The 21,989-nt window shown below is 38.2% G+C and carries 23 protein-coding genes, 1 pseudogene and 1 other annotated feature; of the genes and pseudogenes, 7 read left to right on the top strand and 17 right to left on the bottom strand.

Annotated elements, in window-relative coordinates; genetic code table 11:
- Positions 1 to 62: 62 nt before the first annotated feature.
- The 7 genes and pseudogenes from FOT98_RS22470 to FOT98_RS22440 form a co-directional block, all read right to left on the bottom strand.
- On the bottom strand, positions 63 to 494 hold the full coding sequence (locus tag FOT98_RS22470) for a VOC family protein (protein WP_063260706.1): 432 nt from the start codon (positions 492 to 494) through the stop codon (positions 63 to 65).
- Between the two features lie 91 nt (positions 495 to 585).
- Positions 586 to 2,172 carry an acyl-CoA synthetase MbcS gene (gene mbcS / locus FOT98_RS22465; protein ID WP_063260705.1) on the bottom strand — a complete coding sequence of 529 codons (1,587 nt, stop codon included), beginning with the start codon at positions 2,170 to 2,172 and terminating at the stop codon, positions 586 to 588.
- Between the two features lie 329 nt (positions 2,173 to 2,501).
- Entirely contained in the window at positions 2,502 to 2,699 is a 198-nt protein-coding gene (locus tag FOT98_RS22460) for an alpha/beta-type small acid-soluble spore protein (protein WP_000091640.1), read from the bottom strand.
- Positions 2,700 to 2,779: 80 nt separating this feature from the next.
- Positions 2,780 to 3,994: a tRNA uracil 4-sulfurtransferase ThiI gene (gene thiI, locus FOT98_RS22455; RefSeq protein WP_063260704.1), complete on the bottom strand. Its 1,215-nt coding sequence runs from the start codon at positions 3,992 to 3,994 to the stop codon at positions 2,780 to 2,782.
- Between the two features lie 6 nt (positions 3,995 to 4,000).
- Positions 4,001 to 5,143 carry a cysteine desulfurase family protein gene (locus tag FOT98_RS22450; RefSeq protein ID WP_063260703.1) on the bottom strand — a complete coding sequence of 381 codons (1,143 nt, stop codon included), beginning with the start codon at positions 5,141 to 5,143 and terminating at the stop codon, positions 4,001 to 4,003.
- A gap of 168 nt (positions 5,144 to 5,311) precedes the next feature.
- The gene (ezrA, locus tag FOT98_RS22445) at positions 5,312 to 7,024 is read right to left on the bottom strand and encodes a septation ring formation regulator EzrA (RefSeq protein ID WP_063260702.1); all 1,713 of its coding nucleotides are present in this window, start codon (positions 7,022 to 7,024) and stop codon (positions 5,312 to 5,314) included.
- Between the two features lie 216 nt (positions 7,025 to 7,240).
- Positions 7,241 to 8,074 (bottom strand): annotated as a pseudogene (locus tag FOT98_RS22440) (LysR family transcriptional regulator); the annotation flags it as partial.
- Between the two features lie 124 nt (positions 8,075 to 8,198).
- Here FOT98_RS22440 and FOT98_RS22435 point away from each other — a divergent pair.
- The gene (locus FOT98_RS22435) at positions 8,199 to 9,143 is read left to right on the top strand and encodes a DMT family transporter (RefSeq protein WP_063260700.1); all 945 of its coding nucleotides are present in this window, start codon (positions 8,199 to 8,201) and stop codon (positions 9,141 to 9,143) included.
- An 11-nt stretch (positions 9,144 to 9,154) separates the two neighbouring features.
- On the opposite strand, the gene refZ is transcribed toward FOT98_RS22435, so the two are convergent.
- On the bottom strand, positions 9,155 to 9,793 hold the full coding sequence (gene refZ, locus FOT98_RS22430; protein ID WP_063260699.1) for a forespore capture DNA-binding protein RefZ: 639 nt from the start codon (positions 9,791 to 9,793) through the stop codon (positions 9,155 to 9,157).
- A gap of 147 nt (positions 9,794 to 9,940) precedes the next feature.
- On the opposite strand from refZ, the gene FOT98_RS22425 reads away from it, so the two are divergent.
- Positions 9,941 to 10,420 carry a GAF domain-containing protein gene (locus FOT98_RS22425; RefSeq protein ID WP_061679866.1) on the top strand — a complete coding sequence of 160 codons (480 nt, stop codon included), beginning with the start codon at positions 9,941 to 9,943 and terminating at the stop codon, positions 10,418 to 10,420.
- Between the two features lie 61 nt (positions 10,421 to 10,481).
- On the opposite strand, the gene megL is transcribed toward FOT98_RS22425, so the two are convergent.
- The gene (gene megL, locus FOT98_RS22420) at positions 10,482 to 11,657 is read right to left on the bottom strand and encodes a methionine gamma-lyase (protein WP_063260698.1); all 1,176 of its coding nucleotides are present in this window, start codon (positions 11,655 to 11,657) and stop codon (positions 10,482 to 10,484) included.
- Between the two features lie 400 nt (positions 11,658 to 12,057).
- Between megL and rpsD the strand changes: the two genes are divergently transcribed.
- Entirely contained in the window at positions 12,058 to 12,660 is a 603-nt protein-coding gene (gene rpsD / locus FOT98_RS22415; RefSeq protein ID WP_000135322.1) for a 30S ribosomal protein S4, read from the top strand.
- A 54-nt stretch (positions 12,661 to 12,714) separates the two neighbouring features.
- On the opposite strand, the gene FOT98_RS22410 is transcribed toward rpsD, so the two are convergent.
- On the bottom strand, positions 12,715 to 12,843 hold the full coding sequence (locus FOT98_RS22410) for a hypothetical protein (protein WP_000050944.1): 129 nt from the start codon (positions 12,841 to 12,843) through the stop codon (positions 12,715 to 12,717).
- A 150-nt stretch (positions 12,844 to 12,993) separates the two neighbouring features.
- Between FOT98_RS22410 and FOT98_RS22405 the strand changes: the two genes are divergently transcribed.
- Positions 12,994 to 13,296, top strand: coding sequence for a YjdJ family protein (locus tag FOT98_RS22405; RefSeq protein WP_063260697.1), 303 nt, complete (start codon positions 12,994 to 12,996; stop codon positions 13,294 to 13,296).
- 78 nt (positions 13,297 to 13,374) lie between these two features.
- Here the strand turns inward: FOT98_RS22405 and tyrS are convergent, their stop codons facing one another.
- From tyrS to acsA, 7 genes are all read right to left on the bottom strand, one after another.
- Positions 13,375 to 14,631, bottom strand: coding sequence for a tyrosine--tRNA ligase (tyrS, locus tag FOT98_RS22400; protein WP_000512075.1), 1,257 nt, complete (start codon positions 14,629 to 14,631; stop codon positions 13,375 to 13,377).
- 70 nt (positions 14,632 to 14,701) lie between these two features.
- Positions 14,702 to 14,931: a binding site (T-box leader), on the bottom strand.
- Between the two features lie 77 nt (positions 14,932 to 15,008).
- The gene (locus tag FOT98_RS22395; RefSeq protein WP_063260696.1) at positions 15,009 to 15,254 is read right to left on the bottom strand and encodes a hypothetical protein; all 246 of its coding nucleotides are present in this window, start codon (positions 15,252 to 15,254) and stop codon (positions 15,009 to 15,011) included.
- Positions 15,235 to 15,780 (bottom strand): RNA polymerase sigma factor, encoded by a 546-nt coding sequence (locus tag FOT98_RS22390; RefSeq protein WP_063260695.1) that lies wholly within the window; start codon positions 15,778 to 15,780, stop codon positions 15,235 to 15,237. The genes FOT98_RS22395 and FOT98_RS22390 overlap by 20 nt, the downstream gene beginning before the upstream one ends.
- Positions 15,761 to 16,216 carry a hypothetical protein gene (locus FOT98_RS22385; protein WP_063260694.1) on the bottom strand — a complete coding sequence of 152 codons (456 nt, stop codon included), beginning with the start codon at positions 16,214 to 16,216 and terminating at the stop codon, positions 15,761 to 15,763. The genes FOT98_RS22390 and FOT98_RS22385 overlap by 20 nt, the downstream gene beginning before the upstream one ends.
- A gap of 66 nt (positions 16,217 to 16,282) precedes the next feature.
- The gene (locus tag FOT98_RS22380) at positions 16,283 to 16,840 is read right to left on the bottom strand and encodes a maltose acetyltransferase domain-containing protein (RefSeq protein WP_063260693.1); all 558 of its coding nucleotides are present in this window, start codon (positions 16,838 to 16,840) and stop codon (positions 16,283 to 16,285) included.
- 79 nt (positions 16,841 to 16,919) lie between these two features.
- Positions 16,920 to 17,468: a GNAT family N-acetyltransferase gene (locus FOT98_RS22375; protein ID WP_063260692.1), complete on the bottom strand. Its 549-nt coding sequence runs from the start codon at positions 17,466 to 17,468 to the stop codon at positions 16,920 to 16,922.
- 66 nt (positions 17,469 to 17,534) lie between these two features.
- On the bottom strand, positions 17,535 to 19,253 hold the full coding sequence (acsA, locus tag FOT98_RS22370) for an acetate--CoA ligase (RefSeq protein ID WP_016130337.1): 1,719 nt from the start codon (positions 19,251 to 19,253) through the stop codon (positions 17,535 to 17,537).
- A gap of 176 nt (positions 19,254 to 19,429) precedes the next feature.
- Between acsA and acuA the strand changes: the two genes are divergently transcribed.
- Genes acuA through acuC form a run of 3 tightly spaced genes read left to right on the top strand, consistent with a single transcriptional unit; the run spans position 19,430 to position 21,887 of the window.
- Positions 19,430 to 20,062 carry an acetoin utilization protein acetyltransferase AcuA gene (gene acuA / locus FOT98_RS22365; protein ID WP_061680131.1) on the top strand — a complete coding sequence of 211 codons (633 nt, stop codon included), beginning with the start codon at positions 19,430 to 19,432 and terminating at the stop codon, positions 20,060 to 20,062.
- A 17-nt stretch (positions 20,063 to 20,079) separates the two neighbouring features.
- Positions 20,080 to 20,724, top strand: a complete 645-nt coding sequence (locus FOT98_RS22360; protein ID WP_063260691.1) for an acetoin utilization AcuB family protein — start codon at positions 20,080 to 20,082, stop codon at positions 20,722 to 20,724.
- A complete protein-coding gene (gene acuC / locus FOT98_RS22355) occupies positions 20,721 to 21,887 on the top strand; it encodes an acetoin utilization protein AcuC (protein WP_080467559.1) in 1,167 nt (388 codons plus the stop codon). Before FOT98_RS22360 ends, acuC begins: the two co-directional genes overlap by 4 nt.
- Positions 21,888 to 21,989 lie beyond the last annotated feature (102 nt).

Below are 21,989 nucleotides of genomic sequence, written 5' to 3'. Positions count from 1 at the left end.
TCTCCTTTGTTTTTATTGTATAAAAAAAAGCACCATTTCAAAACATGGTGCTTTTCTAAAAATTACTTTTGTTCAGTAGGGTTCGTTGTGATTTGCCATTCAATGCTAAATTTATCTTTAAGTTGTCCGTATGCTGGGCTCCAGAATGTTTCTTGAAGTGGCATAATAACTTCTCCGCCCTCTTGTAACTTTTCGAATACTTCTTTCGCTTTTCCTGCATCACTAATTTGAATTGCAATTGTTACTTGAGATCCGATTGCATGCCCTTTACCTGGGAATGTATCAGAAATCATAAGGTCCGTATTACCAACTTTTAAAGTAGCATGTAAAACGCGCTCTTTTGCTTCAGCTGGAATCGGATATTCTGGATTTTCAGGCATGTCACCAAAAGTTTGCATGACTTCTACTTTTGCATCTAACGCCTCTTTATAAAACTGTACAGCCTCTTGCCCACCACCATCTAAAACTAAGTACGGATTAATACCTAAAATCATACGGACACCTCTTTTTCCAATTTATAAAATCGAACTTACGTTCGTCTTTATAATACCATACGGTTTACAGTTCATTCAACTATTTTCGAAATTATTTTGACGGAATCTCCATCTCTTGTTTTCTAAGTTCAATACGGCGAATTTTTCCGGAAATCGTTTTTGGTAGTTCATCTACAAATTCAATTTTGCGAGGGTATTTATATGGTGCAGTGAGTTCCTTGACGTGTTGTTGGAGTGCTGGAATTAATGTTTCTTCGTTCTTGTCTATATTCTCTCTTAATACGATAAATGCCTTCACGACACTGCCGCGAATTTCATCAGGGCTTGCAACAACTGCGCACTCTCTTACGTAAGGATGTTTTACAAGTGCATCTTCTACTTCAAACGGTCCGATTGTATAACCAGAGCTAATAATAATATCATCACCGCGCCCTTCAAACCAGAAATAGCCGTCTTCATCTTTCTTCGCTTTATCACCGGTAATATAATAATCACCGCGAAATTGCATTGCTGTGCGCTCATCGTCTTTATAATATTGTTTAAAGAGAGCCGGTGTTTCAATGTGAACTGCAATATCACCAACTTCTCCTACCTGTACCGGAATACCTTCCTCATCTACAATATCAACGTGGTTGCCTGGCGTTGGTTTTCCCATTGATCCCGGTCTAATATCCATCCCTTTCATTACACCAACAAGTAATGTATTTTCTGTTTGCCCATAGCCGTCTCTCACTGTAATATTAAAGTGCTTTTGGAATGTTTCAATGACTTCTCTATTTAACGGCTCACCTGCCGATACAGCGCTATGTAACGCCTCTAAATTGTACTCACTTAAGTTTTCTACCTTTGCCATTAATCTATACTCAGTTGGCGTACAACAAAGCACATTCACCTTATTATCGTCTAATAAATTTAAATATGTTTTCGGTTCAAATTTACCGTTGTATACAAATCCTGTTGCACCTGAGCCGAGAGTTGCTAAAAATGGGCTCCAAATCCACTTTTGCCAGCCTGGACTAGCCGTTGCCCATACAACATCATTCTCTTCAATTCCGAGCCAATTTGGAGCGCTCGTGCGTAAATGAGCGTATGCCCACGCATGCGTATGAACAACACCTTTTGGATTTCCTGTCGTCCCTGACGTGTAAGATAAAAAGACCATATCTTCTTTATCTGTCTTCGCCATTTCTAACAGGTCACTTTCTGTTTCTAACGCTGTTTTTAAATTAATCCACCCATCTACTGACTGCTCGCTCAGAACGAACTTTTGAAGGGATTCCATCGCTTCTATATCATCAAACTGTCCAATGTAGGGTTCATAACTGACGATCGCTTTTACTTCCCCGTGCTCGATTCGATATTCAATATCTTTTTTACGTAACATCTCCGAACTCGGAATTACGACAAATCCTGCTTTAATTGCAGCGATATACGTCATGTACGCTTCAATTAAACGCGGCATCATGATAAGAAGCTTGTCCCCTTTTTGTAGACCACTCTTTATAAAAGCGTTTCCAATTTTATTCGCACCTTGCATTAACTCAGTGTATGTAACTTCTCGTCTATTCCCTTTATCATCTTGCCAAATTAAAGCAAGCTTCTCTTTATCACCTGTATATTTCTCTATTTCAGAAACTAAATTATAAGACGGCGGCGCCAACAATTCTTCTCTTTTCATACAATATCCTCCTCCATTTCTATGCCTCCCTTATATAATAAAGAATTTTCAGTTAATTTTGAACCCTCTTCTTTTGACAAATTTTTTATGTCTATGTCGAAATAAAGTGAAACTTTAATCAGTGGGGGTTTTCTTCATCCCCCACTGATTATCAGCCCTCACCAATCGGACTTTTATGGGCAGCCCGACCCCCACCTAACTTCTTTGCTTTCGCTGAATTTCGAGGTCGGGGTCTTACTGCCCATTAAAGCGGGATAAATGTATAACGGTGCAAACAACAAAAAGAAAGAGCGGGAGAACCCGCTCTTTCTAAGCCATCATATATGGGATTATTTTTGGTAACCGCCTAATTGTTGCTCAGCTAGTGAAACTAGACGTTTAGTGATTTCACCACCAACAGAACCGTTAGCGCGAGCTGTTGCATCCGCTCCAAGTTGAACACCAAACTCTTGAGCGATTTCGTATTTCATTTGGTCTAATGCTGATTCAGCACCAGGAACCGCTAATTTATTTGTGCTACGTGACATGTTATATCACCTCCTTGTGAGTATAGAGTGTGATAAATAACATGACTTCATACACGTTTTAGATATGGTAATTTATGGTTTTAGAAAAGTTCTTCGAATTTTTCTTCTTCCGCCACTACTTCTACCGTTTGTAATACCATTGTTTCTTTGTTCGCTACAGCTTCATCGATTAATGGTGTGAAATCATATTTCGCTTCAAAACGATTCGCTTTTTCACGCTTCGGCTTCGTCGCTGGGCTTGCTGGTGTGAATACTGTACAGCAATCTTCGTACGGACGAATTGAAATATCATATGTGCCGATTTCTTCAGCGATTTTAATAATTTCTAATTTATCCATCGTAATAAGTGGACGAATAACTGGATAGTTTGTTACTTCGTTAATTGTATGCATACTATCTAATGTTTGGCTTGCTACTTGTCCAAGACTTTCACCAGTCGTGATTGCAAGTGCATTACGCTCTTCTGCGATACGCTCTGTAATACGCATCATCATACGGCGCATAACTGTCATTGAATAGCTAGATGGAATTTCTTTATTAATCGTTTTTTGCACTTCAGTAAATGGAACAAGGTGAAGCGTTACACGTTTACAGTACTTCGTTAACTCTTGTGCTAAATCGATTACTTTTTGTTTTGCACGCTCGCTTGTGAAAGGTGGGCTATGGAAGTGAACTGCTTCCACAGACACGCCGCGTTTCATAGTTAAGTACGTTGCTACTGGGCTATCGATACCACCAGAAAGAAGTACCATTACTTTTCCGCCAACGCCTACTGGTAAACCGCCAGCTCCCATATGCTCACCGCACATAATATATGTGTAACCACTGCGAATTTCTATACGTACATTCACATCTGGATTATGAACATCTACTGTGATATCCTCTGTGTTTTCTAAAATGTGCCCACCGATTTCTGGAAGTAACTCCATCGTCTTCATCGGGAAGCGTTTATCAGAACGGTGCACTGTAATTTTAAATGTTTTCACATCGCCTTTTACTTGTAAGAAAGCTGCTAATGCACCTTTTTTAATGTCTTCTAATTCTGATGGTACTTTCATCGCTAAGTTAAACTTATGAATACCAAATACATCTTTCAATCTTTCAGAAATTGCTTCATGGTCTTCGCCATTTAATTGGATGTACATACGATCATGTGTTGCATCGATTTTAATATTTGGAAACTTTTTCAGTTTGAACTTTACGTTATCTTTTAATGTGCTTACAAATTTAGAACGGTTCTTACCTTTAGTCGTCATTTCTCCATAACGAACTAAAATATATTCATATGTCATCATATTCCTTTACCTCATCACTTCATGTAATTTTGGCATCGTCTCTTTCACAATACCTTCAAATTGTTTTACTTCTTCCATCGTGTTTTCTGGTGCCAAACTAATGCGAATAGCACTTGCAGCAGCGGCATGTGGTACTCCCATTGACACTAACACTCTGCTCACTTCATTTGCTTTTGAAGAACAAGCAGACTTCGTCGATACATATACACCGTGCTCTTCTAAAGCATGAACGACCACTTCTGGTTTTAAACCAACAAATGATACATTTAAAATGTGCGGTGCTGCATATGCAAGCGACGTATTGATCGTTACATCTTCCATCTCTTTAAAGAAACGGACAAGCTCTGTTTGTAAATTGTGCAAATGAGCTATCTTTTCCTTCACTTGTTCCATTGTCATGCGAAGTGCTTTCACCATCGCTACAATACCAGGTAAGTTTTCTGTACCAGAGCGATACTTAAGCTCTTGTTGACCACCTGATAAAATTGGATCTAACCTTACGCCATCACGCACATAAAGAAGACCCGTTCCTTTTACACTGTGGAATTTATGTCCAGATATTGAGCAAAGATCAATATGAGAAGCATATAAATCAAGCGGTACTTTTCCTATCCCTTGTACATGGTCCACATGGAATCTTATTTTCGGATAGTTCGATAATAACGTTCCAATTTCAGCAACAGGCTGAATTGCTCCAGTCTCGTTGTTCACGTGAATAATTGACACAAGAATCGTATCTTCACGAAGTGCTCGTTTTACATCCTCTACCGATACAACACCATGCTCATTAACCGGTAAATATGTTACATCAAAACCGAGATCTTCTAATTGTTTATATGCTTCAAACACAGACGCGTGTTCAATATTTGTTGTAATGATATGTTTACCGCGCGAACGATTCCTCATCGCTATTCCTTTAATCGCAAGGTTATTCCCTTCCGTTCCACCTGATGTGAAAATAATCTCAGAAGGTTTAACGTGAAGAAGCTGCGCTGCAATCGTTCTTGATTGTGTTAATAGACGCTCTGCCTCTCCTCCAAGCGAATGAATAGAAGAAGGGTTTCCAAAATATTTTCCAGCAACCGTTACGTACGATTGAAGGGCTTCTGGATATGGCTTCGTCGTCGCACTATTATCAAAATAGATCATCGTTCTTCCCCTTTCAGCGCTATCACATCATATAATCATATCACAAATACGTGTCATTACGCTAAGACTACTAAAAGGTTCCGTTATATTTTAAAACGAATAACCTTACTGTATTCCGCTATTCATTATAGCAACATCGTCCCTAAAATTACACAAAAAAACAAACCCTTATGAAAGGGTTTGTTGATTGTCTACATATTCAGCTATTTTTTGAACAACGCCAGGTTCAAGTTGCTCTAGTACAGAAGCCGCTTGTTCTAAAGCTGCATCGTATTGATATTCACGGAATAATTTCTCCGCATAATTTAAGCTCTCTGCAAGGTTCTCATCATGACTGCGGTAACGATTACCGTATTGAATTAATTTTTCAACTAAATACGCTTGTCCAATTAACTCTTCTGTCATTTCAGCTACACCATTAACAGTTGTGTACGCTTCTTCTAAACTGCTATTTACAGCGTTCATATTTAACGGTTTCACTTCTAGCTGTTCATATACAGCTTGCATTGCCATTTGTCCTCTTTTTAAATCTTCCATAATGCTTTCTGGAAGACCTGGCAAATTCGACTTTTGCATAAAACGTTTCGTTTCAAAAATGATATTTCGCATTTCTTGCAACTTCTCACGCGCTTCAAATTCCTCTTTACGCATCGTTTGCAGCATTTCTTTATATTCTGCATGAAGTACTTTTAACGTTTCACATTGCTCATAAACCTCTTCTAGTTCCTCACGAATAATAGAGAAGGCAATATCTTGTTCCGCAACGCGTAATTGCAGCATTTCAAAACGTTTCGTTAAAATATGCATTTGCTTTTCAATTACTTTTTGAGACTCAATGTCCTTATCTTGTAGCTGATAACTTTGTTTCACAAGTTGTGTTTCTGCTTTTGTTTCAATCGTTTCAGTACGAATTTCTTCTAAGTCTTCATAAACAGAAAGTGTTTTTTGCTCCACATAATGTCTCGCATGTACTTCTTGTTCCAGTTGATCATAGAAGCCATCTAAACGCGTTTTTAAGTTTTCTACTTTTTCAGCTGCTTCTGTTATATGAAGCTCCTGTATATCCATTAAACATGTGTGTAGTTGTGTCGTCATATCGCGAACTTCTTTAGGGACTTCCAAATACTCTAATACATAACCTTGTCTTACCATATCATTATGTCCGTGTAATAAATCTTCCAGCTGAACTGGTAACGTCGCTTGACACTCTACCAATAAATCTGGAATTTGGTGAATAATGATTTCTAAGCTTGCCAAACCTTCTTCTAAACTAATAACAATTTCTCTCGCTTTTAAATAGTCACCATTATCTGTTGCCTCTTCAAAGCTTTTAAATTTATTAGATTCAGCGTCTAGCATCTCTTCAATTTTCTGCTCTGCTGCTCCATACATATGTCTATGAGCAAGAACACTCTTCTTCATACTACGATATGTATCACGTAACTCTTCAATTTCCGAGCTATTTTTTTCATGGCTTTCTAACAATTGCTGTAATTCATTTAAAATGTCTGTAATACGATTATCAGCGTCATCTAAACCACTTATGGATTCATTCATCGCATGCTTTGCTTTTCGGAAGGAGAATTGCGAGGCGAATTTTCGCGCTTGCGCTAAATCTTTGTCAGCTTTCGGAAGGGTTGTTGATACAATCTCATCCCATTCTTCACGCCATTTACCAAACAGTTCTTCTGTTTGACCCGTCATGTTTAAATCTTTCACCCGTTTTAGTTCATCTGCCACAGGTTTATCTTTTATCTCTTGTTTCCACTGCTCAAGTGCTTCAATATCTTTATATGAACGATTTCTTATCACAAGCTCTATCATGAGCAGCACTAGAATAGAGCTTACTACAATGATAACGATCGTCAGGATAGAATCCATGCAAAAAAGCCTCCTAGTTATATCTCTTTTTTTGTCCGTTCCGTTTATGAAATGGAAGGCATTATGTATAAAAAGGGAATTCCCCTATATTTAACAACTAACAATGTACTAATCATACCATGTAATGGCTTGTTTTTGACCTAGTTTTTTTTAAAATTTCATGTTTCTTTCAATGCAATTGTAATCTTTCTCAATCTTCTGTTTGGATTGGCTTCCATCATCAAATGATTGCAATAACAGGTTCTCTTCCATATGGGATACGAAATAAATTTTGCGTGCAAGTGGTGGTTCAATAGAAATCGCATGCACATTCCCTTGCTTTACCGCTTGCTTTACTGACATTGCTGGAAGTAACGTAATACCAAGTCCAGCTCCGACCATCGCAAGCATCGGTTCTGCATAAGAAGTTTCAAATGCAATGATTGGTTTCGCACCTATCCCCTGAAACATATTCGTAATCATTTTCCTTACATCACAGATTTCTGGGTATACGATTAACTTTTCATTTTGCAAATCTTCCATTCGGATCACTGTTTTCTCTTTATAAAGATGATCATTTGAAACGACACAAACAATTTTTTCTTCTCGCATTTCTTTTATACACGTAGCGCCTTCTACTACTGAATCGACGAACATCGCTTCAATCTTCCGTTCTTTAAAGAGTCCCATTAGTACTTTCGTATGCTCAATTTTCCATTCTACTTCGAATTCTTCACCTAATACATCTTTACATTTTGATATGTAATGAGCTGCTAAACTTGGTAATATACCTATAGAAATTTTCCTCTTCTCTTGAAAAGTCTTCATTTCGGCTTTCACTTCATATATGTGTTTCAAAATCGGTAACATTCTTGTTATAAATAACTCTCCAGCCTTTGTTAACTCCACTCCTTGCGCGGAACGCTTCAGTAAAGTAACCTCTAAATCCGCTTCTAATCTTTGAATTTGCTTACTAAGCGCCGGTTGAGAAATATGTAAAAGCTTACTCGCCTTCGATAAACTTCGCGTATTCTTTACTTCAATAAACGATCGTACTGCCTCCAAATCCATCGTACACACCTCTAACCAAAAGTTATAACTGTCATAAAAAATCGATATTTCCTTCTATAAACAATTACTCTTTATACTTATTTCATCAACTTACTATAACGAAATATAAAGGGGAATGAAACTCTTGAACAAAAAACAAATGCTACTCGGATCCCTCCTATGCCTACTTGCCGTAACGGCTTGGGGATTTATGTTTCCTGTCATGGCAAATGCCCTACAGTTTATCGATCCGTTCTTCTTCACAACTATCCGGTACGGATCAGCAGCTATAATTTTTCTTATTTTGCTATTCATTACTGAAGGAAAAACTTCACTCCGCTTAGAAAAAAGAACACTTTCGTTATTCTTTTACGGAACGGTCGGCTTCGCTGGATACGGTTTTCTCGTTTTTTACGGTCAACAACTTGCCGGACCTTCTGGAGCCATCCATGCCGCGATGATCCAGTCTCTTATGCCACTCATCGCTTTATTATTGCAGTGGCTAACAAAAAATAAACGTCCACAAAACTACACATTCCTTTGTATGTTCGTTGCATTGCTCGGTGTTATGCTTGTCATTTCAAAAGGAAATATTCACTTATTATTTGGAGCTGCCAGTCACCTCTCAACAAATATACTTATGCTATGCGGCGTTACTTGCTGGGTCATTTATACAAACGGCGGTGCTCGTTTTCAATCTTGGTCACCACTCAGGTATACGACGTTAACTTGTCTATTCGGCTCAATTTCACTCATCGTTATCGTCACTTTCTTCACTTACACAAACGTCATTACTGTACCTTCACTACGTACAATTATGAACGTTCGTTTTGAACTCTTGTATATGTCGATTATTGCAGGTGTTATCGCTGTATTTTGCTGGAACACAGGAAATCGCTATATTTCATCTATTAACGGCATATTATTTATGAATTTAGTTCCTATACTTGCACTTATCGGTTCCATCTTTCGAGGTTATACAGTCGACAAAATTGAAATTTCCGGAGCCTCTTTAACAATTATCGCGCTAATATGCAACAATGTATGGCAAAGAAAAGAAAGCACAAAAATCCCCACCTCGGTTCGTTAGGTGGGGATTTTTCACATATGAACAGCTCTTGGCCATTCCTGATACATATTCGTTATACATAATGTTTGTTCCATCCATTGTTCAATTTCCTTCGTGTACATTTCTATGAAAAATGTCTCAGACGGAAAAGAATGCAGCACTTCTGATATATATTGCGGATATAAAAACGGCATATTCATCATGCCTTTTAATTGTGTCATAAACATTGTAAAAGATACCTTTTTGAATTCTCGTTTCATTTGTCCTTGCTTTATGATTTGCTCTACATAATATCTTTCTTTAGAAAAATAAATGGTCATCACTTCGCGAATTAATGTCGTATCCAGTGAAAGCTCTCGGTAGAAGAAACGTGTCAGTTCCCTATTTTCAAATTGATATCGTAAAATCCCACGCACCATTTGCACCATTACATCTTTAGCCGACAAATACTCTCTCTGTTCAAAGGACGTTTCAATCACATGAATATACCCTTCTAAAAAATCCGTAATAAGCTGCTCTAATAGGCCTTGCTTTCCAGCAAAATAATATGAAATATTCGCTACATTCACATCCGCTCGCTTTGCAATGTCTCGCACCGACGTTCCATCATAACCTTTCGTGTTAAACAACGATATTGCCGCATCAATTACTTTTTGTTTCGTCTGTTTCATGCGCTCACTTCCTCTCACTGAACAGCTATAGTTTAAATTTCTTGACTTTTAAGACAAATTCCTTTAATTTTCTATCGACAAAGTCATGTGAAATACATCGTATTTTGCTAATATTTTACACATCTCGATAAAAAAGGGGCTGTTTCCATGTTTACTAAAGAAAGTTATGCAGGATCTCGTGAAGAGCAATATGAGACAGTAATTAAACAACTGGATGCATTATTAACTGGCGAATCAAACGTAGTCGCAAATTTATCAAATGCGTCCGCACTATTAAACCAATTTTTTGATCGTGTGAATTGGGTTGGCTTTTATGTAACAGAAGGAAATCAGCTTGTTCTTGGACCATTCCAAGGAATGCCTGCTTGCGTGCGCATTCCATTTGGAAGAGGCGTTTGCGGCGTTGCAGCTGAAACAAAAACAACGCAGCTTGTAGCAGACGTTCACCAATTCCCAGGACATATCGCTTGCGATAGTGCTTCGAATTCAGAAATCGTTGTACCGATTGTGAAAGAAGAAACTGTCATTGGTGTACTTGATATTGATAGCCCTGAAAAAAATCGTTTTGATGAAGTAGATCAGCGCTATTTAGAAAAGTTTGTGGAAACACTCTTAAAACATATTTAAAAAGAAAAGAGCGAGTTATCGATTGCGTACATCACGTACGAAACCGATAGCTCACTCTTTTTTATTGATTCACAGTAGATATTTTCTTTAACGCCTGCTCTAGATCAGACACGATATCTTCCCATGATTCTAAACCGACAGATAAACGTATTAAATTATCATAAATGCCCATTTCTTGTCTTAACTCAGCTGGAATCGCAGCGTGCGTCATCGTTGCCGGATGCTGAATTAACGTTTCTGTATCCCCTAAACTTACGGCAATTGTAATAAAATGAAGGTCATTGATAAACGCTTGCGTCTCTTCTTTTCCGCCTTTTACTGAAAAAGAAATCACACCGCCGCCTCGTTTCATTTGGCGAGATGCTAACTCACCTTCTGGATACCAAACACCTTCTACCGCATCATGATTTTTCAGGAACGATACAATTTTTTCGGCATTATCACAATGGCGGTCCATTCTTACTGCTAACGTCTTTAATCCGCGTAACAATAACCATGCATCAAACGGCGCCATAATACCGCCAATATCTTTTCGCATCGGGCGAATTTTTTCAGCTAACGCTTTCGTTTTACAAATCGTTACACCCGCCACAACATCGCCATGACCGCCAATATATTTTGTCGCACTATGCACAACTGCGTCACAACCAAGCTCAAGCGGTCTTTGTAAATAAGGTGAACAAAACGTATTATCAACAACGACAAGTAAGCCATTTCGCTTCGCAACCCGAATAACTTGTTTTAAATCGATTAATTTCATCGTTGGATTAATCGGTGTTTCAACGAAAATAACCTTTGTATTTGGACGGATTTTATTTTCGACATCACCCTCTGTCTCCATATCACAAAACGAATGCGTAATCATGAACTTCTCTTCTAATACTTCTAAAAAACCGTACGTGCACCCGTATAATCCATTTGAACAAATAATATGATCTCCAGCTTTTAGAAAACCAATTAATGTTGCGGAAATAGCTGCCATACCAGATCCAAAGGCAAGAGCTTCTTCTCCTCCTTCTAACACCGCCATACGTTCTTCAAATAATTTTACGGTTGGATTTCCAAGTCTTGAGTAAATATAAGACGGATCCACTCCCGCAAAACTCGCCTCCCCTTGCTGCGCAGTCTCAAATGTAAATGTAGACGTTTGAAATAACGGTGGTGTCAAACTTCCTTTATGTTCCTCAGATGTATAACCGTGATGAATTAACGCTGTCTCCATATGCTTCTTTTTCATAAAAACATCCCCTTTTATGTTTTTATTTCCGCATGTTCACCAACAAAAATTTGATGAATGTTTTTTACTACATTTTATGTAAGCGTTTTATTTGTGTTTCTATCACTTCTTTTATATCGTTTTAAATTCCTTCTTGTTAATTTCCAAAATTTATATGCATAAAACAAAAACGTACTCGCTTGACGAAACTCTGGGTAAAAGATATAATAGCGTTTGTGTAAAATAAAAAGGCAGCCTTGTAATGTGAGTTTATCGTTTGTATTTTGTTCCTCTACGGAGGTGTATCTCGTAACTCCCTGCTGCTGGAGCGAAGGTACATGAAAACAAAATGCCCGTAAATATCGATTACGTCTGTTTTTATTTTACGTAAATAAAAACATTTTTAAAGGAGGAGTCAACTATGGCTCGTTATACAGGTCCAGCTTGGAAACTGTCTCGTCGTCTTGGAATCTCTCTAAGCGGCACAGGAAAAGAATTAGAAAAACGCCCTTACGCACCAGGTCCTCACGGTCCTAACCAACGTAAGAAACTTTCAGAATACGGTTTACAATTACAAGAGAAACAAAAACTTCGTCACATGTACGGCATGACTGAGCGTCAATTCCGTCGCACATTTGACCAAGCAGGTAAAATGCCTGGTAAGCACGGCGAAAACTTCATGATCCTTCTTGAAGCTCGTCTTGACAACTTAGTTTACCGTATGGGCTTAGCTCGCACTCGTCGCGCAGCTCGCCAATTAGTAAACCACGGCCACATCACAGTTGATGGATCTCGCGTAGATATCCCATCTTACCGTGTAAAACCTGGTCAAACAATCAGCGTTCGCGAAAAATCTAACAGCCTTGTTGTTGTTAAAGAAGCGATCGAAGTTAACAACTTCGTACCAGAATACTTAACTTTCGATGCTGATAAATTAGAAGCTACTTACACTCGTCACGCTGAGCGTTCTGAGTTAGCAGCTGAAATCAACGAAGCATTAATCGTAGAGTTCTACTCTCGTTAATGACAAAAAGCCAATCCTCTGGATTGGCTTTTTTCGTTTATATATAAAATAAAATTATTTATTTTCCTCTTTCTGAACATATACATAAGCATCTTTCTGCTCTTTATGTACATCCACCTTCGAATTCTCTGCAAGCTGACCCGCGTTTAGCAAAGAAAAAATAATGAGCGCTTCTAGTGACATTTTGTTTTACCACTCCTTTCTAGTTGTTATACATTTATCATACCGCTTACATGTGATTTCCGTATGAACTCGAAAAGGAGATTACAACAAAAAGGTTACAGGAATACGAATGCACGCTATAATAACCATAAAATAGGAGGTTGATTCATTTTGACAATAAACCAAATGGTTCAATTGGGTAGTGCATGTATGTTCTTTATTACTTCCGCACTTATTAATTGGTATCAGGGGAGTAATTTAATAGATGATCCTGATGAATGGAAATATAGCGCTAAGTTTACAAATTACTTTAAAGGCACCGTTTCAAATTACGAAGATATTTATCAAATCGATTTCTTTATATATGCGGCAAAATTTTATCCAACAGCATTTGTTGTTATGCTCATTAGCTTACTTTATCTGCTCATATTAATTCTTCATATTCTATTTACAAGAACTCGTAAGGCAATCTAAATTTATACATAAAAACCCCGAATCATAAACTTTTCAGCCTACAATCCGGGGTACTATTTGTTTTATATTCGTTTCTGATTAGTAACGAATTAAGAAATATTTCTTTTTACCGCGGCGAATGATTGTGAATTTACCTTCGATGCGGTCGTTTTCTGTTACAACGTAGTCTAATGCTTGTGTACGCTCTCCGTTTACGTAGATTGCGCCGTTCGTTACATCTTCACGTGCTTGACGTTTTGATGGAGAGATTTTGCTTTCTACAAGTAAGTCAATTAATACTGTATCTTCTGCAGTACGTTCTACAGATGGTACGTCTTTGAATCCTTGTTCGATTTCGCTTGCAGTCAGTTCTGCTACAGAACCACTGAATAATGCAGCTGAAATTTTAATCGCTTGTTCTAATGCTTCTTCGCCGTGAACAAGTTTAGTCATTTCAGAACCTAATGCTTTTTGTGCTGCACGTTTTTCTGGTGCTTCAGCTACTTGCTTTTCAAGCTCAAGAATTTCTTCATGAGATAAGAATGTGAAGTATTTTAAGTATTTAACAACGTCGCGGTCATCTGTGTTAATCCAGAATTGGTAGAACTCGTAAGGAGTTGTTTTCTCTGGGTCTAACCAAATTGCGCCGCCTTCTGTTTTACCAAACTTCGTACCGTCAGATTTCGTAACTAGTGGAATTGTTAAACCGAATGCTTTCGCATCTTCTTCTGATTTACGGATTAATTCAAGACCAGCTGTAATGTTACCCCATTGGTCACTACCACCGATTTGCAAGCGACAATTATGGTTTTGGTATAAGTTTAAGAAGTCGTATGATTGTAAAATCATGTAACTAAACTCAGTGAATGAAATACCAGTATCTAAACGAGATGCTACTGTATCTTTTGCTAACATATAGTTTAAACCGAAGTTTTTACCGATATCGCGTAAGAATGAAATGACATCTAAGTTACCAAGCCAATCATAGTTATTAGCCATCGTTGCTGGGTTGTCCACGTTTTCAAACTCTAAGAAGTTTGAAAGTTGGTTTTTAATGCTTTCCGTGTAGTAAGCAACTGTATCTTTCGTATTTAATGTACGCTCTGCTTTTTTACCACTTGGGTCACCGATCATACCAGTACCACCGCCAACAAGTGCGATTGGTTGGTGACCAGCTAATTGGAAACGACGTAACATTAATACTGGTAACATATGACCGATGTGTAAGCTATCCGCTGTCGGATCGAAACCACAGTATAATTTAACGCTTTCTTTTTCTAATAATTGCTCAAGTCCCTCAGCATCTGTTTGCTGATTAATTAGACCGCGAAATTCAAGATCTTGTAAAATACCCATATCCTACATACTCTCCTTTAAGTTCATTACTGGCGTGAAGGTTGAAAACATAAAAAAATCGCCCCTTTAAATAAGGGACGATTTTGATTATCGCGTTACCACCCTAGTTGCAGGCAAAAAAAAGCCTACCACCTTATTTACATAACGGCTTAGCACCGTCTTTTCCCTTTTGAATACAATCCAATCGAAAAAAGATGCTCTAGGGGCGTAATTCGCGATCATCTATGTGCTGATTTTCACCGGCCATCAGCTCTCTAAAACAGGGAAATGATCACTACTTCTCCCTTTCCACGCTCAATTATTCATATACTTTTCTTTATACCATCATTTACATAGGCGTGTCAAATAGAGGTCGGATTTCTCTCCTTGCCAATCCTTTACAACGTCGCAAAGAGTATCGTAATAAGAGAAAGAATTGGAACCCCAACTAATAACGATACGTGAAACACAACTGATAAATCATTCCCAATCGTCGCCTCCACAGGATCTTTCGCTGGAGAACCAAGAAAGCCAATGAATCGTTCGAAGCGACTTACCGTTTTTGGAAAATCCGGTATTTCTACATGGTCACTATCTAAATGCTGTTTTAATTGATATTCACTCTTAAAGGGATTTTCGCTCAATTTCATCCACCTCCAGCAATTGTTTCAATTTCTTTATCCCGTTATGGAGTCTCGATTTCACTGTTCCAATCGGAATGTTTAATACCTCCGCAATCTCTTTTTGCTGCATATCATGATAATAAGAAAGAATAAGGACAGCTCGTTGCTCTTCCGGAACTTTCAAAATCGCTTCTCTTACTGTGAGCCGATCTTCGTGAGAAAATTCTTTTTCCTGGATCGGCACTAAAAACGGCAAAAGCGTACGCCACTTTTTTCTTCTATTTAATTTATTAATCATAAGACGATAACCAATTTGAAATAAATACGTTTTTATTTTACCTTTTTCAAGTTCATACATATGTTTCTTACGCTCTAACGTCAAAAACGTATCTTGCACAAGGTCGATACTTAATTGTTCATCTCGGTTAAATCGATACAAAAATGTGTATAGCGCTGGTTTGATTAAAACATATAGTTTTTCCCCCGCCTGTTTATCTCCACTTTGATACGCAAGCATGAGTTCCTCCTCAATCCCAATCTGCGCCATGATTTTTGATCTCCTTTATTCCTTTTAACGTTAATGAAATGCGGGAAATTAAATATGCACTTGCGACAATAATCCATACTTGTGATTGATTCGTAAAAAATTGAACATACGGGCTTTGTATTGTCTGTCCCGTTGAAACTAAAATATTTAATGCTTGCACACATATGCATGCATACACTGCAAGACAAGCCGAAATCGTATCAAATACATTCCAGCGAAAATACACTTTTGTTTTTGTAAAATCAATTTTATATCCTTTTTTCCGTACTATATGTTTTCTATCAAACGGAATGATGATGGAGAACATAACAATCATCATAACCCCAGCTGTAATCATTGATACTTTAAATCCGATTGGCATCGGTAATAGCAAACCACAAGAAAATACGACTATAATTCCAAGTAAAGCAAAAGTAAGAAGTAATTTATTAGACATAAAAAAGCCTCCCTCATCTATTCTTTCATAAATGTATACAGACGAGGAAGGCACTTCGTTCAAATATTATTTTATTTTTTTAATAATCTTTGCAGGATTTCCGCCAACTACTACATTGCCCGGCACATCTTTCGTTACGACAGCACCAGATGCAATCACCGCATTGTCCCCAATTGTTACACCAGGATTAATAATCGCTCTTCCGCCAATCCATACGTTATCACCAATTGTAACTGGTTTTCCATATTCTGATCCGCTTATGCGCTCTACTGGGTCAAGCGGGTGTGTTGCTGTATAAATGTGAACACCTGGAGCTAACATACAGTTCACTCCGATTGTCACCGGGCATACATCTAAAATTGTACAATCAAAGTTCGCGTAAAAATTTTCACCAACGTGAATGTTATAACCGTAATCACATCTGAAAGAAGATTCAAGATGAATGTTATCTCCTGTCGTTCCGAATAGTTCTTTTACGATTTCGCTACGCTCTTTTAATTGTACTTCTGGCGTTTCATTTAATTTTCTCGTTAGTATACGAGCTTGCTCCCTCTCTTGAACCAAAACAGGATCAGCTGGTATGTACATTTCCCCTAGTATCATCTTTTCTTTTTCTGTTTTCATTTCCTTCTCCCCTTTAACTCGTATGTATAAGTTTTGCTTTTATTTTACATCAACAAATATTTTTTTCAACCATAATCTTTTATACAAGCCAGTCCTTTTTAAATAGCACATAATGGTTTTCCAAAAATATTTTATCGTATTTGGGAAATGAGCGTTTCACTTGTTTCTCTAATTTAAATCCGGTTTTCTCCATAGACCTGCATGAATTTATATTATTATCCCAAGCTTGCGCATGAACTTCATCCACTTCTAAAGTTAAAAAGATATAATTATATATCAAATTTCTTGCTTCTCGATTGACACCTGTACGCCAGAACTTACGTGCAATCCGCTGAGCCTCTGAACTTACAATTAACTTTTTATTTTCATTCATCGTTGGCATAGAGATCCAATATGTCCCTATCATTTCCTTTGATTGTTTCATTATAATTGACCAAGCCATAATATTTTTCAAATCTTTATAAGTTTGTAACAGCTCTTTAATCTCATTACTATCTTTCGGGATTGTATTCCCTGTCCAATGATGCATATCAGGATCTTTCATTACCTCATACCACTCGGTGTAATCTTTTTCGGGTTCTATTGAACGTAAATACACTATGTCTCCTTCTAAAATTGGTATCTTCATCTACCTTATCTCCCTGATTATTTACAAAAAAAGGCCTGAACGTTATTTCGTTCAGACCTTCCTCTCTTAATCTTCCATCGTTGATAAATCACCTGTTGGTAAGTTTAGCTCCCACGCTTTTAATACGCGGCGCATAATTTTACCACTTCTCGTTTTTGGTAATTTATCTCTAAATTCAATTTGTCTTGGCGCTGCATGAGCTGCTAGGCCTTTCTTTACAAATTGACGAATTTCTTCTTTTAATTCATCAGATGGCTCGTATCCTGCACGAAGCGCGATAAATGCTTTAATGATTTCGCCGCGCACTGGATCAGGAATACCAATTACACCAGCTTCTGCAACAGCAGCATGCTCGATTAATTTACTTTCTACTTCAAACGGACCAACGCGCTCACCTGACGTCATAATTACATCATCAATACGCCCTTGGAACCAGAAGTATCCATCTTCGTCCATATATGCTGAGTCACCTGATACGTACCAATCTCCCGGCATGAAGTAAGATTCATATTTTTGCTGGTTATTCCAAATTCCACGCATCATCGCTGGCCAACCTTTACCAATTGCTAAGTTACCCATTGTGTATGGAGGCACTTCATTTCCTTCATTATCAACAATCGCTGCTTTCACACCTGGAATTGGTTTACCCATTGAACCTGGACGGATTTCCATACACGGGTAGTTACAAATAACTTGTCCACCTGTTTCTGTCATCCACCACGTATCATGAATACGAAGTCCAAATGCGTTCATACCCCAGCGAATTACTTCTGGATTTAACGGTTCACCAACGCTTAATACGTGACGCACTTGTGATAAATCATATTTTTTAATTGCGTCTTGTCCAGCACCCATTAACATACGGAATGCTGTTGGCGCGCTATACCAAACTGTTACGCCGTAATCTTGCAACGCTTCATACCACGCTTCTGGACTAAAGCGCCCGCCTAAAACAACATTTGATGCCCCAACTAACCACGGTGCGAAAATACCGTAAGCTGTTCCAGTTACCCAGCCTGGGTCAGCTGTGCACCAATATACATCGTCTTCTTTTAAATCCAATACCCATTTCGCCGTTTGATGGTGCTGCACCATTGCATTTTGCGCATGAAGCACACCTTTTGGCTTACCAGTAGAACCAGACGTGTAATGTAGAATTAAACCGTCTTCACGACCTAACCATTCAATATGTAATTCTTTTGAAGCTTGTTCAAATAAAGGATTGAACGCTACCGTTTTACCGCCTTCTTCTACATTATCTCCAACAAGGAAGACTGTTTTTAAAGCTGGTAAATCATTTAATGGTACGCGCTCTAACAATTCAGGCGTTGTAATTAACACCTTTGCTTCGCTATCTTCTAAACGATCGCGAACTGCGCCTTCCATAAATGCTTCAAATAGCGGACCAACGATTGCCCCTAATTTCACTGCACCTAAAAGCGCAAAATATAATTCTGGAGAACGCGGCATAAAAATAAAAACGCGATCGCCTTTTTCTACATCGCCATAATTTTTCAGGACGTTTCCTGCTTTATTAGAAAAATCCTTCATTTCCTTAAATGTATACTTCTCTTTTCGCGATCCATCTTGATAATAAAGGGCTACTTTATTCTTTCGATCGGATTTCGCATGCTTATCAATTGCCTCATACGCCATATTTACTCGGCCTGTCTCATTCCAAGTAAAATTTTTATTAACCTCTTCCCAGTTAAAATTCGCGTATGCCTCATCATAATTCGGCAAATTATTTTCTCCTTTAATGACAGGAAGCGTTTCTACTTTCATACTTTACATCCCCCTCCTATGTATTCTATTATCTATTATAATAATATTATTTAAAATTTTCAGTATATTTGTTGATTTTTAGACAAATTTTTAATGACAAATTTCGATTCACATCGCATATATTATAAAGTACGATATGAATAGATTCACAAACCCTCAAGGTGGTGAGCAATACATTGATTCATAAAAAAATATATAATGCTAGAAACTTAAAAACAGCGAAAGGCACTTTAATTATTGAAGGTCCTGTCTCTACACATAACTTAGAAATGTATGAATTTCATCCAGACTTAATTGCGTTTCGTCCTGCCGAGCAGCAATATAAAGCAATTGTCGAAATTTCTAAATTACCAGAAGCTCGTCTCATTATTGCTAGACATGACCAAACGATTGTTGGATATGTTACATACCTGTATCCTGATCCACTCGAACGATGGTCAGAAGGAAAGATAGAAAACTTAATTGAACTCGGGGCGATTGAAGTTGTCCCTGCCTTCCGCGGTTGCGCTGTCGGAAAGAACTTATTAGAAGTTTCAATGATGGACGACCATATGGAAGATTACATTATATTGACGACTGAATATTATTGGCACTGGGATTTAAAACAAACAGGCTTAAATGTTTGGGAGTACCGAAAAGTAATGGAAAAAATGATGAATGCTGGTGGCTTACAATGGATGGCTACAGATGATCCTGAAATTTGTTCGCATCCTGCTAACTGTTTAATGGTCCGCATCGGTAAACGCGTTGATACGGATTCTATTCAAGCATTTGATCGTCTACGTTTTCACAATCGTTTTATGTATTAATAAAGGGGGCAACTGGAATGATTGTAGAAGAAATTATGAATCAAGATGTAGTGACACTACATCCAAACGATACAATCGAAACAGCAATCCGAACGATACGCACGAAAGGCATTCGGCACATTCCAATTGTCGATCAAAATAATCATGTCGTAGGCATTATTTCTGATCGGGATGTAAGAGATGCAAGTCCGTCTATTTTAGATGAACAAGTTTCACTCGAGATGCTGAAGCAACCACTTGAACTGATTATGAAACACCCTGTTATGACTTGCCATCCTCTTGATTTCGTTGAGGAAATTGCTACTTTATTCTTCGAAAATAAAATTGGCTGTCTTCCTGTTACAAAAGCAGGAAAGTTAGTAGGAATCATCTCTGAATCTACTGTACTGCACACGTTAGTGAAATTAACAGGAGCACATCAACCGAGTTCACAAATTGAAATTCAAGTAAAAAACGAACCTGGTATTCTCGGGAAAGTCGTTGCCATTTTTAGTGAGTTACAAATCAATATCGTGAGCGTTCTCGTCTATCCAGCAAAAGATGAGAATGATAAAGTACTCGTTTTCCGCATTCAAACGATGAATCCGCTAAAAGTGATTGATGCACTTGAAGCAGAAGGCTACCGCGTATTATGGCCGAACATTATGGGGATGCAAGCATGAGTAGCGCATTTATTTATTCGGATGACTTTCGGGGCTATTCGTTTAGCCCTGATCATCCTTTTAACCAACTGCGCGTCACACTCACGTATGATTTATTACAAAAGGGCGGTTTTATCTCTCCTTCCCAAATCATCTCACCACGGATGGCTACAGATGAAGAGATTGCCTACGTTCATACAGAGGAATACATAAATGCGGTAAAACGTGCTGGAGAAGGTAATTTAGAAAAATCAATTGCGATGACATATGGACTCGGAACAGAAGATACACCGATGTTTCCAAATATGCACGAAGCAAGTGCATTACTCGTTGGCGGTACATTAACCGCTGTCGATGCTGTTCTTTCCGGGAAAGTAAAACACGCGCTTAATTTAGGCGGTGGCTTACATCACGGCTTCCGCGGCAAGGCATCTGGCTTTTGTATTTATAACGATAGTTCCATCGCAATGAAATATATTCAGAAGAAATACGGTTTACGCGTCTTATATATTGATACAGATGCTCATCACGGTGATGGTGTACAGTGGTCTTTTTACGACGATCCTAACGTATGCACCATTTCACTACATGAAACTGGTCGTTATTTATTCCCTGGAACTGGCGCTGTAAATGAACGTGGACAAGGTAATGGCTACAGTTATTCTTTTAACGTTCCACTCGATGCTTTTACAGAGGACGAATCGTTTTTAGATTCATATCGAACTGTCGTAAAAGAAGTTGCCGCCTACTTTAAACCGGATATTATTTTAACGCAAAATGGCGCTGACGCACATTATTACGACCCGCTTACACACCTTTGCGCAACGATGAATATTTACCGTGAAATACCGAAGCTTGCTCGCGAAATCGCTAACGAATATTGCGAAGGTCGTTGGATTGCTGTCGGCGGTGGTGGCTATGATCACTGGCGCGTCGTCCCAAGAGCTTGGGCACTCATTTGGCTCGAAATGAACAACATCCAAAACATCTCAGGTTATCTTCCTCCAGAATGGATTGACGCTTGGAAAGGACAAGCCGAAACAGAACTTCCCCTCACATGGGAAGATCCAGACAACATGTATAAACCTATCCCCCGCAAACCAGAAATTGAAGAAAAGAACGCATTAACTGTAACGAAATCCCTTGAAATAATTCGGAATAATATGACAAAATCTTTATACTAAACGAAAAGGAGGCTCGTTTTTGAATAGCCTCCTTTTATTTATAGCTTGCTAGTATTGTCGTTTTCTGTCGGTAAGTCGATATATTTTAATAATCGCCGATAT

The organism is Bacillus sp. HY001 (assembly GCF_007558965.1).
Classification (GTDB): domain Bacteria; phylum Bacillota; class Bacilli; order Bacillales; family Bacillaceae_G; genus Bacillus_A; species Bacillus_A mobilis.
The sequence above is the reverse complement of the archived record's forward strand: the minus strand, read 5'-3'. Positions and strand labels throughout refer to the sequence as shown.